Below are 12,577 nucleotides of genomic sequence, written 5' to 3' on the forward strand. Positions count from 1 at the left end.
GGGTCAAGCCCACTGCTGTCCGGTTTGAATTGCGGCCCATGTAAAGACCATTTGGTTTTGGTTTGTTGGCGTGTCGGGAGGCGGCTTGAGGAGTTGGTCTGTTCTTTTGCGGCGCATGATGTTTGCGCGCACGAGGCGTGCGAAGGCGAGCGGGCTTTGGACGGTGGTTTGGTCGTCCTTGGCCATGCGCAGGAGCAGGAAGGCGATGAGGGCGACAGCGATCTGGATGCGTACGGCGTTCTCGGAGGTGCCGAGGAAATGGCGGATTTTCAGGGTCTGCTTGACCCAGCGGAAGAACAGTTCGATCGCCCAGCGTCGCTTGTGAGGATGAGGATGACGGGGGGGGATGGTGGCCCCTGCGCATACGGCGGTGAAAAGACGTTGCTTGTGCCCGGCTACGTCCGATTTCGCGCTCCGAACTAAACCTCGATCACACGGATCCCCATCGCCCGGTAAGGCGCCATCCGCTCCTCTTCGATTCCCTCCTGCACGATCATCCCCGACAATGCCGAAACCGGCATGATCACATGCGGCGAGACCGCATCCAGCTTCTCCGCAGTGACGAGCGTGATTGTCTCCGCCGAGCACGCGGCGATGTGGCGCTTGATCGCCGCCTCTTCGAAATCGCCGGTCGAAAGCCCGCGCACCGGATGCACGGCAGTGACGCCGAGGAAGAAGATGTCCGGCCGCATCAGCGCGATCTGTGCCGTCGCGGCTGCCCCGGTCGCCACCATCGAATGTTTGTAGAGCCTTCCGCCGATCAGGATCACTTCGGCCGTCGGATGGTGTTCGAGTTCGGCTGCGATCGTCGGGCTGTGAGTGACGACGGTGAAGGCGAAGTCACGGGGCAGGGCGCGGGCAATTTCCGCCGTCGACGTGCCGCCATCGAGAAAGATCGTTTGCCCTTTTTGTACCATCCCGGCTGCCTTTGCGCCGAGCCGCTGCTTGACGTCTAACGACACCGCCCGCCGGGTGGAGAAATCCGGCAGGTCGGGAGAGATAGGCATCGCCCCGCCATGCACCCGCCGCAGCAGCCCTTCTGCCGCCATCTCCCGAAGATCCCGCCGGATCGTGTCCTCCGAAAGCGAGAACTCCTCCGCCGCCCGCTTGGCGACGACCTGCCCCTCCCGGCGCAGCATGTCGAGGAGGAGGCTCTTGCGTTGGCTTGTCAGCATGGTTCTTGACTCTGCACGAAATTGCATGAATAAGCGTGAACATGCCTGAAATTTCTAATTATGTAAAGCATTTTGGGCATATTCGTGCAATTCCGCGATGAATGCGGACAAGTTTGGAGAAGCGAAGATGTTGATTTTGATCGCAGGGCCCTATCGTTCGGGCACCAATGACGACCCGCAGAAGATGGCCGAAAACCTGAAGCGGCTCGAAGCGCCGTCGCATGCGCTGTTCAAGGCCGGCCATGTGCCGATGATCGGCGAATGGGTGGCGCTGCCGGTCTGGCATGCCGCCGGCGGAAAGAATGTGGGCGACGACCTGTACGAGGAGATCTTTCACCCGGTCGCCGGCCGCCTGCTGCAGCTTTGCGAAGGCGTGCTGCGCCTGCCGGGAGCGTCCAAGGGCGCCGACAACGATGTCCGGATCGCCAACGAGCGCGGTATTCCGGTCTGGTATCGGCTGGAGGATGTGCCCGGCGTCAGCTGACCGGCGGTTTGAGGCTTTGAGCCTGAAAAAACCGTGCTAGAACGGCGCGGTCCAAAGGAGGATTTTCATGTATACGCTGTTCTTTTCGCCCAATGCCTGTTCGCTGGCCAGCCACATCGCGCTTGCCGAATCCGGCCTTCCCTACGAGATCAAATGGGTGAAATTCGCCGACAAGGAACAGCAGTCGGAAGCTTACCTGAAGATCAATCCGAAGGGCCGCGTACCGGCACTTGCGACGCAGCGGGGCGTCATCACCGAGTCCGTCGCGATCCTCGCCTTCATCGCCCAGGCAGCACCCGAGGCGAAGCTCGCGCCGCTCGACGACCCGTTCCTGTTCGGCAAGATGCAGGCCTTCAACGCCTATATCGCCTCGACGGTCCACGTCGCCTATGCCCATTGGCGCCGCGGTTATCGCTGGGCGGACAACCAGTCCTCCTTCGATGACATGATCGCCAAAGCACCAAAGGTCTTTCACGAGTGTTTTCAGGTGATCGAGGACTCGTTGCTCGAAGGTCCTTATGTGCTCGGCGAAACCTATTCGGTCGCCGACGCCTATCTCTACCTGATGACCGATTGGCTCGCCAACATGAAGCTTGATCGCGCCGATTTCCCGAAGGTCAACGCGCATTACGAGCGGATGAAACAGCGTCCGGCCGTCCAGCGGGCTCTGGCCGAACAGGCCGCCGCGACTGTTGCCTGACGCTGGCGGCGGGCTTTTTTCGCTAGAAGCATGGATTGAACGTCAGCCACCCGATCCGCCCTTTCGAGAAGCGGATCCTGGGGGCTTCAGGCACATTTGGCGAGAGGCGCTTTATTGCAGTTCGTGTCCGTGTGAAGCGGGCGCGGGAAGGGCAGGTCGGCGAGCTGCCGCAGGTCCATCGAGCGGATGTCGGGATGGCGGAACGGGTCGTTCGCCTCGATCTCCGCCAGTGTTTCGGTCGTTTCCAACCAGTCTTTCAGGTTCAAGAAAATCTTCAGCGGTCCCATGACCGTCACCTCGCAAATTTGTTATCATTTGCAGAGGCAATATCGGCTCTGTTGTCGCCTTTTTCAATTGAGTTCTTGAGAGGATGACTATAGAAAATCTATATGGGTAATCTCAACCTTGTGCATCTCAACGGCTTGCGGGCGCTGGAGGCGGTCGGGCGCCTAGGCTCCCTGCAGGCGGCAGCCGACGAGCTGGGAGTGTCGGTCGGCGCCGTCAGCCAGCAGGTCATCAAGGCCGAAGCCCAGCTCGGCCAGCCGGTGTTTCAGCGCCTGCCGAAGGGCATGACGCCGGTCGATGCGGCGCGGCCCATGCTGGCGCGACTGACCGAAGGTTTCCATGCACTTTCCGAAGCGGTGGCGATCGGCAGGCGGCAGGACGATGCGCTGCTGACCATCTCCGTCGCACCGGTCTTTGCTGCCCGTTTCCTCGTCCATAGGCTTGATCGGTTCTCGAGCCTGCACCCGGAAATCCGCCTGCGCATCGATGCGACGACCAGGCTTGCCGATCTCGGCGTCGACGATATCGATCTCGGCATCCGTGTCGGTCCGGGCACATGGCCGGGCGTCGATGCGGAACTGCTGATCGAGCAGACGGTGTTTCCGGTCTGCTCGCCGGCGCTCGCAGAGAAGCTGAAGGAGCCCAAAGACATCCTGAAACTGCCGGCGATCATCGACGGCCCCTCGATGTTTTCCTGGGAGATCTGGCTGAACGAAGCGGGTTTGTCCGGCGCCGGCATGGCGACCCGTCACGTCTTCAACGACGCCTCGCTCTGCCTCGACGCGACGATTGCCGGGCAGGGGGTGATGCTGGCCTGGCATACGCTGGCCACCTACGCACTGGAACAGGGGCGGCTGGTCGAGCCGTTTGCGATCCGGGCGCATACCGGCATGGGGCACTATCTCGTCACCCGCGCCGGCGCACGGCTGCCTGCAAAGGTGAGGGCCTTCCGGGACTGGCTGAAGACGGAGCTGCCGCCGCTCCCGGAAAGCCGAAGCTGAGGCGTTACGCTGGTTCGGCGGTCCGCTTGTCCCACATGGCCTTGAAGCCGGGGCGGGCCTGGGCGGCCTCAAGCCAGGCCTTCAGCGCCGGCCGACCGTCGAAAACCGGCGCGTGACCCTGCGCATAACGAACCAATTCCGCCACGTTGATGTCCGCCACGGTAAAGCGCCCGCCGACCATGTGGCTGTTTTTGGAAAGATGCTTTTCGAGCACGTCGAACGGCCGCTTCAGCAGGCGTGCGGCGACGTCGATCTCAGTCCTGCCTTCCTCGCTGTCCTGCTTGCCGCCGGCGATCGTGGCGGAGATCTTCAGCGCCGGGCTCTCGATGCTCGTCGCGCCGAACAGCGACCACTGCACCATCAGCGCCTCCTCGGCGATGTCCTTCGGACCGAGCTCGCCACCATATTTGCGGGCAAGATAGAGCGTGATCGCCAGCGATTCGTGCAGCACAAAACCGTCGTCGTCCATCGACGGAATGGAGCCCATCGGATTGATGGCGAGAAATTCCGGCGACAGCGTGTTGACCGGCGCACCAGGCGCCATCGGCTCGGGCAGGCGGTAACCCTGGATGATCGGAATATGTTCGAAAGGAATACCCAGTTCCTCGACGAGCCAGAGCGGGCGCGTGGCGCGCGAGCGGTAAACACCATAGATTTTCAGCATTAAGGTCCCTCCAGAAAATGCGAGCGCAAGCTAGGGGCGGAGCGCGCAAAACGGAAGCTCAATCCGCGTTGGACGGTTATGAAAGTTTTCGATGAATCACCCGGTCAGGCAATCCGGTTGTTCTCGATCGTCAGATGCTTGAACCCCTGGGCCTGCCCGCCTCCGCGGCCGAGTTCTGCCGTAGACGGCGTCTTCCAGCGGTGGCCGATCACCGCACCGTCCTTCACCGCCTCGAACAGGTTGCCGGAAATCAGCGCTCCGCCGGCGCCTTCCACCACCGTCACAGCACAGCCGACCTTCGCCTGCCTGACGACGTTGTTGCTGGCGAGCACGTTGCGCAGGTACGGCCCGAAACCGAGCGCCATGCCCCAGAGCGGCACATTCTCGATCACGTTGCCGGTCACCGCCGTATCCGCCTCGACGCTGATGCCGACGCCGAAGATCGCTTCATCGAGGACATAGGGGCCTGTGGGTTTCAGGTTGCGGACGATATTGTTGGCGACGGTCGCGAGCCGGCCGCCCTCGTTGAAATTGACGACCGAAATGCCGTTCGCCGCGCCATCGACGATATTGCCGAGGACCATCGCGCCCTCGAAGGTGAATTCCGCATAGATCGCTGTTTCGCCCGACGCGAGGCAGGTATTGTTGGCAATCTGGGCGTTCGAAGCGCTGTTGGCGCGGATTGCCGAAAAGGCCGATTGCGAGATCTGGTTGCCGGTCACCGTCACGTTGTCGGCGCGAAACAGATTGATCGCATTGCCGTACTGGCCGGTGCCGCCGTTGGTGGCGCCGATCCGGGAGATGCGATTGCCGGAAACGATCGTGCCGTCGGCGCCCTTGGTCCGGCGGTGGATGAGGATGCCGCCATTGCCGCAGTTGAAGACGGTATTGCCTGTGACAGAAAGTCCAGTGCTTTCAACGGCATAGAGGCCATATTCGGCAGCGCCCGAAATACGGCTCCGCTCGATCCGGCCGCCGCAGCGTTCGAGTTGTACGGCGGTCTTGCCCGCGCCGATGATCTCGCAATTGTCGATGACGATCTCACCGATGCCGCGCATGTGGACGAGTGCCGGGCTCTGGTCGTCGAGCCTGCGGTTCGCCCCGTCGATGACGATGTTGGAAAGCTCGATGCGGCGCGCGCCGTCGGCCGTGAGCATCCGCCCGTCGCCAGAATAAACGAGCCGGGAAGCCCCGGCCACGCCGGTAATGCGGGTGCCGTCCGGCAGGTCCAGATCGGACACCAGGTAGTTCCCAGGCGGCAGGAAGACGGGCATGTTCTGGCGGGCCGCCTTGGCGATGATCTCTGCGAGCTTGCGGCTCTGCTTGTCACCGCCGTCCGGGGTGACGCCGTGTGCGCCGGCATCGATCGAACCGCGCAGGTCGATCGTCGAAAAGCCCTGGGGGGCGGCGAAGAGGGGCCGAGGCACGGCTCCTGCCGCCGCCGCACCCGCGATCATCGTCAATGCCGTGCGTCTCGAAATCATCCAGCGTGTCTCCTCTGCGTCAATAAAGCATTTTCCATGCCGGCCCTTTATATTGTTACTATGCTCAAGGGTTCCGATTGATTCAGTAAAAAAGGCTTCTTTCGAAGCTTCAACCATGGCAATTTCACAATGATTTTAAGCAACGATAAGGAATTATCCGCCATGCTATACGGCAACTTGGCGCGAGTTCCCGCGTATTTTCTTTGGAAAATGAAAAGGAGGCACTCGGATGGCGGGACCCATGTCGCATAGCATGCCCTTGGCTTTTGTCGATCCGCTGGACGAACTCTGCAGCCGCCTCCTGCGTGTTTCCGGCGACAGCGAGATAGACCTCGACATCGCGCTGGTCACCCGCGAACTCGAAACCCGCACCCTTCTCGATCAGCTTCCGGACTTTATTTACGTAAAGGACCGCCGCGGCCGCTTCGTCTTTGCCAATGCCGCAGCCGGGCGCAGCAGCAAGCTGCATAAGGGCAACGATCTGATCGGCAAGACGGATTTCGATATTCTCGATCATGAAACCGCACGCGAACTGTTTATCGTCGAACAGGAGATCATGTCGACCGGCGTGGCGATCGAGGGCCGCGAGGAACGCGTCAAGCTCGGCGACGGCCGCATGCTCTGGCTCACCACGTCCAAAATGCCGCTGCGCGATGTTCACGGTCAGATCGTCGGCTTGGTCGGGATTTCGCGCGACATTACCGAACGCAAGCGCCAAGACGACCGCCGGCACGGCCATGCGCGTCTTCTCGAGATGATCGCCCGGGGCCAGCCTTTGTCGGCGGTCCTGGATGCGATTGTCAAAACGGTCGAAGATGAGCTGGACGACGTCATCACCTCGGTTCTGCTTCTCGAAGAGGGTACGGACCGGCTGCGCCACGGCGCGGCGACCCGCCTTCCGCCCGCTTATGTGAAACTGATCGATGGCATCGAGATCGGCCCGAAGGTCGGCTCCTGCGGCACGGCCGCCTGGCGGCGCGAACCGGTCTTCGTCAAGGACGTGCTGGCCGATCCGCTCTGGGACAATTATCGCGAACTGGCGTTGAGGTTCGGCTTCCGCTCCTGTTGGTCGACGCCGATCATGGGCGCCGACGGGCAGGTGCTGGGCACGTTCGCACTTTATTCCAATGCGCCGCGCGAGCCGACCGAGCTCGAGCTCGAGCTGACCGCGATGGCGACCGACATCGCCGGCATCGCCATTGAACGTGCGCGCACGGAAGAGCGCATCCAGCACATGGCGCATCACGATCCGCTGACCAGCCTTCCGAACCGCACGCTGTTCTGGGCGCAGTTCAGCCGCGCGCTGCATGAGGCCCGCCGCGAGAAACGCAAGGTCACGGTCGCCTATCTCGACCTCGACAATTTCAAGCAGATCAACGATACGCTGGGGCACGCGGCCGGCGACGAGGTGTTGAAAACGCTGTCGTGGCGCATGGTCAACTGCGTCCGTGTCACCGATCTTCTGGTTCGCCTTGGCGGCGACGAGTTCGCGATAGTCTTCAGCAATGTCAGTCAGGACGAGCTCGGCCTGGTGCGCCGGCTTCAGGAGTTGCGGACCGCGATCGCGAAACCCATTGTCATCGACGGCAAGAGCGTCACCGCCACCTGCAGCATGGGCGTCGCCTTCTTCCCGCAGGACGGTGATACGCCGGAAGAACTGCTCGCCCGCGCCGACCGCGCCATGTACGAGGCCAAGGATCTGGGCCGCGATCGCCTGCGTGTTTCGCATGTGCCGGGCGATGGTCTCGGCATTTAGGCTTTCGTATCAGGATGGGCGCTGCTGAGATAACGCCGGTCTCACCAACGGCCCTGTCTTCCGCAATGCCGGAAACTTATGGCATCCGCTGAGGCGCCTCGGAGAGTTCGCCTTCCGTCGACTTTTCCGCCGTCACGAAGACCTCTTCGAAACTCGACACGAACTTTTCGAACAGCACCGAAAAGGCATTGAGTTCGTCTTCGGGCCAGTCCTCCAGGACGCGTGCCAGCAGCGTGCGTTTGACGGCGCGGATCTCGGCCAGCAGGCTGTCGCCGAATTCGGTGCGCACGACCAGCGAGCGGCGGCCGTCCGCCTGGGAGGCGTCGCGGCGCAGGATGCCGCGGGCGACGAGATCGGCCACCAGCCGGCTGCCGCGCGAGGGGTCGATGCGCATTGCCTCGGCGATAGCGCCGACCGTCACCTCGCCATCGATCCGGCGCATCACCTCCAGCACGTCGAGATGCGAGATTTCCAGGCCCGGTGCGATATTGGCGATCGCCGTGCGGCCGATGATCCGCCGGCCGATCAGGATCCGCATCCGCCCGAGCGTTTCGCCCACGCGGGCCACGTCCTCGGGAGCCGGGGAGGCGACGGCGGGTTTCGGGTTCAAATGGCTCTTCGTTGTCATGGGATGAACATATCAAAGCGTATAAGGCTTTCCAACCGTTCTTTGCGCAGCGCATCAGAGTGCCGTTGACATTTATATGCTGAAGGCACATAAATTTCCGACACTTTGGATAGACCCATGGATATGACCCGCCCGGCCCATGTGCCGCTTGTCGCCAACCACCGCCAGCGGTTGGTGATCTTCTGCTTTTTGCTGACGGCGCTGTTCATGGCGACGCTGGACAACCAGATCGTCTCGACGGCGCTGCCGACGATTGTCGGCGAGTTCGGCGAACTGGAGCGTTTCGGCTGGATCGGTTCGGCCTATCTTCTCGCCAGCAGCACCTCGATGCCGATCTACGGGAAGCTTGGCGATCTGTTCGGCCGCAAATACGTGATGCTGGCGGCGATCGTCATCTTCACCATCGGTTCGCTCACCTGCGGGCTTGCCTGGTCGATGGATTCGCTGATCGCCTCGCGCGTGCTGCAGGGTTTTGGCGGCGGCGGCATCATGGTATCGATCTTCTCCATCAATGCCGACCTGTTCGAGCCGCGCGAGCGGGCGAAATACCAGAGCTATTCGAGCCTGGTGATCATGGCCTCCGGCAGCCTCGGGCCGCTGCTCGGCGGCACGATGAGCGAACTGTTCGGCTGGCGGTCCATCTTCCTGATCAACCTGCCGGTCGGCATCATTGCCGTCACCGGCATTTCGCTGCTGCTTCCCTATCGCCGCCCGATCCGCAAGCCGAAGATCGATTATCTCGGCGCCGTGCTTCTGGCGGGAACCGTTGCGAGCATCGTCGTCTGGGCCGACAGCGTCACGCTGTTTGGTTCGCTGGTCGCATGGCAGTCCATGGTCGTCGTTGCGTTCGGTACCCTGTGTGCCATCCTCTGGGTCTTTGTCGAAGGCAAGGTGCCCGAGCCGATCGTGCCGCTGAAACTCTTCCGCGATTCGACCTTTTCGCTGTTCCTGATCGTTTCCTTCTGCACCGGCGCGGTGGCGATCGGCATGGCGAACTATTTTGCGCTTTTCCTGCAGACGACCACCGGCCTGTCGCCCACGACCGCGAGCTTCTGCTTTGTCGCCACGACCCTCGGCATCGTCATCGGCTCGCTCACGACCGGCCGGCTGATCTCGATCACCGGCCGCTACAAGCCGTTCACGTTGCTCGGCCTGTCGCTGAACATCGCCGCCCTGTTCATCTTCTCGCAGCTACCGGTCGGAACCCCGATCTATATCATCCTCGGCTTCATGCTGATGCAGGGCCTGGCGATCGGTTTCGGCCAGCAGGCGCCGATCATCGGCGTACAGAATTCGGCTCCCCGCGAAGATGTCGGCGCGGCCACCGGCGCCGTGACGTTGATGCGCATGGCCGGCGCCTCGATCGCCATCTCGGTCTATGGCGCGATCGTCGCCGCCGGCATCAGAGGCGTCGGCACCAGCATTCCGGGCGTCGAGGATATCGGCTCGCTGACGCCGCTGATGATGCTCGCGTTACCCGAGCCGTCACGCATCGCCGTCCACACGCTCTACACCGAGGCCTTCACGCCCGTGTTCTTGGCCGGCAGCGCCATGGCGCTGATCGGCCTCATCGCCGCCCTGATGCTGAAACCGGTCCGCCTGCCATCGGCGCTCGTGGCCGAAAACAAGCCCGCCGCCGCCTCGGAGTGATCTGGCGTCGCGGCGTTTTTGCCCTATCTTCAAGGGCATGAAACCAGAGGCGCTGCTTCATCCCACCCCGGCCGGGCTGTTCTGCCCCATCGGCCGTTTCCATGTCGATCCGGTCCGTCCCGTCGAGCGGGCGCTGATCACCCACGGTCATTCCGACCACGCGCGCGCCGGCCACGCCAAGGTTCTGGCGACACGCCAGACGCTCGACATCATGCGGCTTCGCTACGGCGAGGACTTTTGCGGCGAGGAACAGGCAACCGCCTTCGGCGAGGAGATCGATGTCGACGGCGTGCGGGTGAGTTTTCACCCCGCCGGCCACGTGCTCGGTTCTGCCCAGATCGCCATCGAAAAGGACGGACTGCGCATCGTGGTTTCGGGCGACTACAAGCGCGGCATCGATCCCACCTGTGCTCCCTTCCAGCCGGTCGCCTGCGACGTCTTCATCACCGAGGCGACCTTCGGCCTGCCGGTTTTCCACCACCCGGACCCGAAAGACGAAATCGACAAGCTGCTGACCTCGCTGAAACAGTTTCCGGAACGCAGCCATCTCGTCGGCGCATATGCGCTCGGCAAGGCCCAGCGTGTCATCCGGCTGATCCGCGATTGCGGATATCACGAACCGATCTACATCCACGGCGCATTGGCGAAACTCTGTGATTATTACGTCGGCCAGGGCATCGACCTCGGCGAGATAAGACCCGCGACCATCGAGAAGAGCAGCCCCGACGCCTTCAAGGGCGCCGTTGTCGTCGGCCCGCCCTCGGCCTTCCAGGATCGCTGGGCGCGGCGTTTCAACGAGCCGCTGATCGCCTTTGCGTCAGGCTGGATGATGGTGCGCCAGCGCGCCAAACAGGGCGGCGTCGAACTGCCGCTGGTCATCTCCGACCATTGCGACTGGCCGGAACTGCTGTCCACCATCGAGGAGATCGGACCATCGGAAGTCTGGGTCACCCACGGCCGCGAGGAGGCGCTGGTGCGCTGGTGCGAGCTGAAGAACATTCCCGCCCGGCCGCTGCATCTGGTGGGTTACGAGGACGAGGGGGATTGATGGGGTTACACCATATTAGTGGTGCCGCCGGCACCCCCTTAACGAGATGGGAAAAGTGAAAGCCTTCGCCACCCTCCTCGACCGCCTCGTCCTCACCCCGTCGCGCAACGGCAAGCTCACCCTGCTCGCCGATTATTTTCGCGATACTCCCGATCCCGACCGCGGTTACGGCCTTGCCGCACTCGCCGGCGGGCTCGATCTGAAAAGCGTCAAGCCGGCCATGCTGCGCGATCTCGTGCTGGAGCGCATGGACCCCGTCCTCTTTCAGTATTCCTACGACTATGTCGGCGATCTCGCCGAGACCATTTCGCTCGTCTGGGATGGCGGCGCCAAGGATGTGATCGACGATGACCACCAGCCGCGCCTGAGCGAAGTCGTCACCAAGATGAACTCGCTCGGCCGCACGGAGGTGCGCTCCGCCGTCCGCGATCTGCTCGACAAGCTCGATACGTCGAGCCGTTTCGCCTTTCTGAAACTCGTCACCGGCGCGCTCCGCATCGGGGTCTCGGCCCGTCTCGCCAAGCAGGCCTTGTCGGACATGAGCGGCAAGGATGTCACGGAGATCGAGACACTCTGGCATGGGCTTACTCCACCCTACGAACCGCTGTTCGCCTGGCTGGAGGGCAGGGCGGAAAAGCCGGTCCTTGCCACGCCGGCAATCTTCCACTCGGTTATGCTCGCCAATCCGGTCGAGACGGGCGATCTCGAAAAACTCGATCCGGCCGATTACGCCGCCGAGTGGAAATGGGACGGCATCCGCGTGCAGATGTCGAGCTATGGCGGCACGAAGAAACTCTATTCCCGCTCCGGCGACGACATCACCGGCGCTTTTCCGGATGTCGTCGGGTCGATCAATTTCGAGGGCGTCATCGACGGTGAACTGCTTGTCGGCGGCACTGCCCGTTCCAACAATCCGACCCGCACTTTCTCCGACCTGCAGCAGCGGCTGAACCGCAAGACGGTGACGGGCAAGATGCTCGATGAATATCCCGCCTTCGTGCGCGCCTATGATCTGCTGTTCGAAAGCGACCGGGATATCCGTGCCGAGAGTTTTCTCGAACGCCGCAAGCGTCTCGCCGACATCATACATGACGCGCCGCATGATCGTTTCGACCTCTCCGAACTCGTGCCCTTCACCACCTGGGACGAACTCGACCGCATCCGGATCGCGCCACCCGATCCGGTCATCGAAGGGGTGATGATCAAGCGAAAGGATAGCCCATACCAGGCCGGCCGCCTCAAGGGCCCGTGGTTCAAGTGGAAACGGGACCCCTACAATATCGACGCGGTGATGCTGTATGCCCAGCGCGGCCACGGCAAGCGGTCGAGCTATTATTCCGATTTCACCTTCGGTGTCTGGGCCGAAACGCCGGATGGCGAGGAACTGGTGCCGGTCGGAAAAGCCTATTTTGGCTTTACCGATGCGGAACTTGAAGTGCTCGACAAGTTCGTGCGCGACAACACCGTCGATCGTTTCGGGCCGGTCCGGGCGGTGCGTGCGGAACCGGATTTCGGTTTCGTGCTGGAAGTCGCCTTCGAGGGCATCAACCGCTCGACCCGCCACAAGTCGGGCGTCGCCATGCGTTTTCCGCGGATCGCGCGCCTGCGCCAGGACAAGCTGCCGCGCGACGCCGATCGGCTGGCGACCCTGACGGCGATGGTGGAGGCACGCGAGGGTTGATTGTATCGAAATTCGCCTATC

At 62.4% G+C, this 12,577-nt stretch carries 12 protein-coding genes and 1 pseudogene; 7 read left to right on the plus strand and 6 right to left on the minus strand.

Translation table 11 applies throughout. From position 1 onward, the window contains the following. Window positions 1–3: 3 nt before the first annotated feature. Together J2857_RS15610 and J2857_RS15615 are read right to left on the minus strand one after the other, a co-directional pair. Window positions 4–324: pseudogene (locus tag J2857_RS15610) on the minus strand (transposase); the annotation flags it as partial. 95 nt (window positions 325–419) lie between these two features. After that, a complete protein-coding gene (locus tag J2857_RS15615) occupies window positions 420–1,175 on the minus strand; it encodes a DeoR/GlpR family DNA-binding transcription regulator (RefSeq protein WP_210011019.1) in 756 nt (251 codons plus the stop codon). 127 nt (window positions 1,176–1,302) lie between these two features. Between J2857_RS15615 and J2857_RS15620 the strand changes: the two genes are divergently transcribed. Both J2857_RS15620 and J2857_RS15625 read left to right on the plus strand, forming a co-directional pair. Next, window positions 1,303–1,659 carry a DUF4406 domain-containing protein gene (locus tag J2857_RS15620; RefSeq protein WP_210011020.1) on the plus strand — a complete coding sequence of 119 codons (357 nt, stop codon included), beginning with the start codon at window positions 1,303–1,305 and terminating at the stop codon, window positions 1,657–1,659. A gap of 67 nt (window positions 1,660–1,726) precedes the next feature. Continuing rightward, entirely contained in the window at window positions 1,727–2,359 is a 633-nt protein-coding gene (locus J2857_RS15625) for a glutathione S-transferase family protein (protein WP_210011021.1), read from the plus strand. Between the two features lie 86 nt (window positions 2,360–2,445). Here the strand turns inward: J2857_RS15625 and J2857_RS15630 are convergent, their stop codons facing one another. Beyond that, on the minus strand, window positions 2,446–2,646 hold the full coding sequence (locus J2857_RS15630; protein WP_210011022.1) for a hypothetical protein: 201 nt from the start codon (window positions 2,644–2,646) through the stop codon (window positions 2,446–2,448). A 102-nt stretch (window positions 2,647–2,748) separates the two neighbouring features. On the opposite strand from J2857_RS15630, the gene J2857_RS15635 reads away from it, so the two are divergent. Further along, window positions 2,749–3,645 carry a LysR substrate-binding domain-containing protein gene (locus J2857_RS15635; protein WP_210011023.1) on the plus strand — a complete coding sequence of 299 codons (897 nt, stop codon included), beginning with the start codon at window positions 2,749–2,751 and terminating at the stop codon, window positions 3,643–3,645. 4 nt (window positions 3,646–3,649) lie between these two features. On the opposite strand, the gene J2857_RS15640 is transcribed toward J2857_RS15635, so the two are convergent. Together J2857_RS15640 and J2857_RS15645 are read right to left on the minus strand one after the other, a co-directional pair. Continuing rightward, window positions 3,650–4,309, minus strand: coding sequence for a glutathione S-transferase family protein (locus J2857_RS15640; protein WP_210011024.1), 660 nt, complete (start codon window positions 4,307–4,309; stop codon window positions 3,650–3,652). Window positions 4,310–4,413: 104 nt separating this feature from the next. After that, a complete protein-coding gene (locus tag J2857_RS15645) occupies window positions 4,414–5,793 on the minus strand; it encodes a TIGR03808 family TAT-translocated repetitive protein (protein ID WP_210011025.1) in 1,380 nt (459 codons plus the stop codon). A gap of 229 nt (window positions 5,794–6,022) precedes the next feature. On the opposite strand from J2857_RS15645, the gene J2857_RS15650 reads away from it, so the two are divergent. Continuing rightward, entirely contained in the window at window positions 6,023–7,549 is a 1,527-nt protein-coding gene (locus tag J2857_RS15650) for a sensor domain-containing protein (RefSeq protein ID WP_210011026.1), read from the plus strand. Window positions 7,550–7,625: 76 nt separating this feature from the next. Here the strand turns inward: J2857_RS15650 and J2857_RS15655 are convergent, their stop codons facing one another. After that, on the minus strand, window positions 7,626–8,177 hold the full coding sequence (locus J2857_RS15655; protein ID WP_210011027.1) for a MarR family winged helix-turn-helix transcriptional regulator: 552 nt from the start codon (window positions 8,175–8,177) through the stop codon (window positions 7,626–7,628). A 117-nt stretch (window positions 8,178–8,294) separates the two neighbouring features. On the opposite strand from J2857_RS15655, the gene J2857_RS15660 reads away from it, so the two are divergent. The 3 genes from J2857_RS15660 to J2857_RS15670 are packed head-to-tail and all read left to right on the plus strand — an operon-like array spanning window position 8,295 to window position 12,556. Further along, window positions 8,295–9,827 carry an MDR family MFS transporter gene (locus J2857_RS15660; RefSeq protein WP_210011028.1) on the plus strand — a complete coding sequence of 511 codons (1,533 nt, stop codon included), beginning with the start codon at window positions 8,295–8,297 and terminating at the stop codon, window positions 9,825–9,827. Window positions 9,828–9,864: 37 nt separating this feature from the next. Then, complete coding sequence (locus tag J2857_RS15665; protein WP_210011029.1) at window positions 9,865–10,875, plus strand: ligase-associated DNA damage response exonuclease; 1,011 nt, start codon at window positions 9,865–9,867, stop codon at window positions 10,873–10,875. 55 nt (window positions 10,876–10,930) lie between these two features. Continuing rightward, window positions 10,931–12,556 carry a cisplatin damage response ATP-dependent DNA ligase gene (locus J2857_RS15670; protein ID WP_210011030.1) on the plus strand — a complete coding sequence of 542 codons (1,626 nt, stop codon included), beginning with the start codon at window positions 10,931–10,933 and terminating at the stop codon, window positions 12,554–12,556. Window positions 12,557–12,577 lie beyond the last annotated feature (21 nt).

Origin of the sequence: Neorhizobium galegae (genome assembly GCF_017877055.1) — a bacterium.
Lineage (GTDB): Bacteria > Pseudomonadota > Alphaproteobacteria > Rhizobiales > Rhizobiaceae > Neorhizobium > Neorhizobium galegae_D.

Bases quoted from the DNA above. Each gene is read 5' to 3' on its own strand.
- J2857_RS15625 (WP_210011021.1), top strand. From the start codon at position 1,727: ATGTATACGCTGTTCTTTTCGCCCAATGCCTGTTCGCTGGCCAGCCAC.
- J2857_RS15650 (WP_210011026.1), top strand. From the start codon at position 6,023: ATGGCGGGACCCATGTCGCATAGCATGCCCTTGGCTTTTGTCGATCCG.
- J2857_RS15615 (WP_210011019.1), bottom strand. From the start codon at position 1,175: ATGCTGACAAGCCAACGCAAGAGCCTCCTCCTCGACATGCTGCGCCGG.
- J2857_RS15640 (WP_210011024.1), bottom strand. From the start codon at position 4,309: ATGCTGAAAATCTATGGTGTTTACCGCTCGCGCGCCACGCGCCCGCTC.
- J2857_RS15635 (WP_210011023.1), top strand. From the start codon at position 2,749: ATGGGTAATCTCAACCTTGTGCATCTCAACGGCTTGCGGGCGCTGGAG.
- J2857_RS15655 (WP_210011027.1), bottom strand. From the start codon at position 8,177: ATGACAACGAAGAGCCATTTGAACCCGAAACCCGCCGTCGCCTCCCCG.
- J2857_RS15660 (WP_210011028.1), top strand. From the start codon at position 8,295: ATGGATATGACCCGCCCGGCCCATGTGCCGCTTGTCGCCAACCACCGC.
- J2857_RS15620 (WP_210011020.1), top strand. From the start codon at position 1,303: ATGTTGATTTTGATCGCAGGGCCCTATCGTTCGGGCACCAATGACGAC.
- J2857_RS15630 (WP_210011022.1), bottom strand. From the start codon at position 2,646: ATGGGACCGCTGAAGATTTTCTTGAACCTGAAAGACTGGTTGGAAACG.
- J2857_RS15645 (WP_210011025.1), bottom strand. From the start codon at position 5,793: ATGATTTCGAGACGCACGGCATTGACGATGATCGCGGGTGCGGCGGCG.
- J2857_RS15665 (WP_210011029.1), top strand. From the start codon at position 9,865: ATGAAACCAGAGGCGCTGCTTCATCCCACCCCGGCCGGGCTGTTCTGC.